Below are 992 nucleotides of genomic sequence, written 5' to 3'. Positions count from 1 at the left end.
AGGAATTTTCTCCATTGAAAAAGGCTCGATATCTTCTCTTAAAAGGCTGTGAAAAGCTTCGTAAGGACCAACTGTAAATTATCACTTTATTTCGGAACAAAAGAGCCATTTTTTTGCACATTCCTTCAGAAAGCCCTCTCCCCTTTTCTGAAAGAATGTGCTAAATTTTTTATGAATTATTTCGGAAGAGAAAATCCATCGATTCAGAGGAGGGGGAGGAGGACGTGATTCAATTTCATGACTTTGGCATTGACGTCCAAACGTATGCAGAGCGTGGAAAAGAAAACGACTTCCCTCTTCTGACACAGTGTCCGCATTGCCGGGCCAAGCGCCCGTTGCACCGCCACGGTTACTATGAGCGAAACGCATTGACCCCACATGGTGATTATCGCATTTGGATTGTCCGGTATCGCTGTCGGGAATGCTTGAAGACGGTGAGTGTGCTGCCTTCCTTTCTCCTCCCGTATTTTCAGTATACGTTGTCCGCCATATGGCAAGTCGTGAAAGAGCAGTTGGGATTGACCGAAAGGACGAACCGGGCTCCGTTTCTCCCGACAAAGGACGGCATCATCTTTTATGTCCGGCGGTTCTGCCGAAACCTATCAAACCTTCACAGCTTTTTTGCGAGGCGGTGGAGGATCATAGGCCCTATCGTGAAAAAAGAAAAGGAACGGGCTTCCTGGTGGATCCGGACGTTGGAGGAACACGGTCTCTATTCGGTCATCAGAGAGATGTGGGAGAACGGATTCCGACACCCTTTTGCGAATTAAATGGGATCCTGATTTTACATACATATCCTAAATTGGAAATGATTGAGGTTCCCACAAACCTTTCCTATCGACGGAGAAAAAGCAATTCGGTACGATAAGGGCAGGAGGACCGGAACGGTCCTGATTCCAAGTGAGACAAGGAGGAGATTCGAATGGATGAGTCGATGAGACACGACATTGCCCTGTTTCGGTACGGGCTAATCGCTCCGTTGGTGAATGGGC

At 47.5% G+C, this 992-nt stretch carries 2 protein-coding genes (1 of these 2 running past the window's edge); both read left to right on the top strand.

Features of this window, described 5'->3' with window-relative positions:
* Positions 1-224 precede the first annotated feature (224 nt).
* Positions 225-770 carry a DUF6431 domain-containing protein gene (locus tag DCC82_RS10075; protein ID WP_108430347.1) on the top strand — a complete coding sequence of 182 codons (546 nt, stop codon included), beginning with the start codon at positions 225-227 and terminating at the stop codon, positions 768-770.
* 152 nt (positions 771-922) lie between these two features.
* Positions 923-992 carry part of the coding region annotated (locus DCC82_RS18165; RefSeq protein ID WP_233252972.1) for a helix-turn-helix domain-containing protein on the top strand (this coding region is incomplete at its 3' end). Its footprint extends 614 nt past the window's final position, so 70 of the 684 annotated nt are shown.

Source organism: Geobacillus sp. LYN3, assembly GCF_003064505.1.
GTDB classification, from domain to species: domain Bacteria; phylum Bacillota; class Bacilli; order Bacillales; family Anoxybacillaceae; genus Parageobacillus_B; species Parageobacillus_B toebii.
The sequence above is the reverse complement of the archived record's forward strand: the minus strand, read 5'-3'. Positions and strand labels throughout refer to the sequence as shown.